At 69.0% G+C, this 1,061-nt stretch carries 1 protein-coding gene; it reads right to left on the bottom strand.

Annotation, left to right across the window (positions count from 1 at the left end):
- Window positions 1–1,061, bottom strand: a 1,061-nt coding sequence (locus HGP17_RS33355; RefSeq protein WP_205926249.1) for a putative Ig domain-containing protein, incomplete at both ends; no start/stop codon positions are given.

Genomic DNA, 1,061 nt, shown 5'->3' on the forward strand with positions numbered 1-1,061 from the left:
GTGACCGGATTGGCCGAGGAGTTGGCGGCAACGCTTGCCGAGACATTGCCTGCGATCGGCGCCTGGACGCCGACGGCAAGGCTATAGGCCCTGGATCCGGTATAGGGTCCGCCGCCGGCCGAGCTGTCGGTCGCGGTGATGGTGACGTTGAAGGTGCCGTCTGCGGTCGGCGTTCCCGAGAGCACGCCGGTCGGGGACAGCGTCAGGCCGGCCGGCAGCGCGCCCGATGTGACCGCATAGGTGTACGGCGCCGTCCCGCCCGAGGCGGTGACGGTCTGGCTATAGGCGGTGGCGACAGTCGCAGCCGGCAGGGTGGCCGGTGTGATCGCAACGGTCGGGGCGCCGATCGTCAGCGTATAGGCCCTGGATGCGGTAAACGGTGCGCCGGTTCCCGTCGAGCTGTCGGTGGCGGTGACGGTCAGGTTGAAGCTTCCGCCCGATGTCGGCGTGCCGGCAAGGAGGCCTGTGGTCGGGTTGAGGCTCAAGCCGGCCGGCAGCGCGCCTGATGTGATCGCGTAGCTATAGGGTGCGGTCCCGCCGGTCGCCGTTACCGTCTGGCTGTAGGCCGTGGCGATCGCACCGGACGACAGTGTCGCAGGGGTGAGTGTGATCGTCGGGGCAGAGACCGTGACGCTGACGGTTGCCGGCGCAGAGGTGCCGTCGGCATTGCCGGCGGTATAGGCGAAGCTGTCAGACCCGACATAGCCCGGCGTCGGCGTATAGGTGATCGACGTGCCCGAGGCCGTGGCGGTGCCGTGACCTGCCGCCGTCGAGACCGCCACCGTGGTTGCGGTTCCGCCCGTCAGGTTGAGGGTGACCGGATTGGCCGAGGAGTTCGCCGCCACCGTGAGCGTGGCACTGCCGGCGATCGGCGGGTTCGCCGTCACGGCAATGCTATAGGCATGCGATCCGGAATAGGGACCGGCCCCCGTCGAGCTGTCGGTTGCGCTGACGGTGAAGTTGAAGGTGCCGGCCGATGTCGGCGTGCCGGAAAGCAAGCCGCCGGACGACAAGGTCAGGCCCTGTGGCAGGGCGCCCGCCGTCACGGCATAGCTGTAGGG

The organism is Rhizobium sp. P38BS-XIX (genome assembly GCF_012641435.1).
In the GTDB taxonomy this organism is placed as follows: Bacteria; Pseudomonadota; Alphaproteobacteria; order Rhizobiales; family Rhizobiaceae; genus Rhizobium.